At 63.7% G+C, this 581-nt stretch carries 1 protein-coding gene; it reads right to left on the bottom strand.

All coding sequences use genetic code 11. From position 1 onward, the window contains the following. On the bottom strand, positions 1-581 hold a 581-nt coding region (locus tag G3574_RS07775; RefSeq protein WP_163961724.1), incomplete at both ends, for a branched-chain amino acid ABC transporter substrate-binding protein.

The following is a 581-nucleotide window of genomic DNA, read 5'->3' as shown; positions in this document are numbered from 1 at the left end:
TACTTCGCCGGCTCCGCCGAGTTCGCCTTCTTCATCGCCTCGACCATCACCATCACCGCGTCGTACACGTACGGTGCATAGATCTGCACGTCGCTGTTGAACTTCTTCTTGTACGCTGCCTTGAAGTCGTCCATGCCCTTCTTCTGCGCGTCTTCCACGCCGCCTGCTTCGGCGCACACCACCTGGCCGTCGCCGATGGCGTCGCCAGCGAGCTGGGCGAGCTGCTCGGAGCAGATGCCGTCGCCGCCCATGAACTTGGCGTTGATGCCCAGCGCCTTCATCTGGCGCAGCATCGGGCCGGCGACCGCGTCCATGCCGCCGAAGAACACCGTGTCGGGGTTCTTGGCCTTGATGGCGGTCAGAATGGCGTTGAAGTCGGTAGCCTTGTCATTGGTGTACTGCTGGGCCACGATCTCGGCGCCGGCGTTCTTGCTCTTGACGCCCTTGATGAACTCTTCCGCCACGCCCTGGCCGTAGGCGGTGCGGTCATCGATGACGGCGATCTTCTTGGCCTTGTTGATCTGCACCGCATAGCGGCCCAGGGTGCCGCCGAGCTGGCCGTCGTTGGCCACCACGCGGAA

The organism is Noviherbaspirillum galbum, from assembly GCF_010974945.1.
In the GTDB taxonomy this organism is placed as follows: Bacteria; Pseudomonadota; Gammaproteobacteria; order Burkholderiales; family Burkholderiaceae_D; genus Noviherbaspirillum; species Noviherbaspirillum galbum.
The sequence above is the reverse complement of the archived record's forward strand: the minus strand, read 5'-3'. Positions and strand labels throughout refer to the sequence as shown.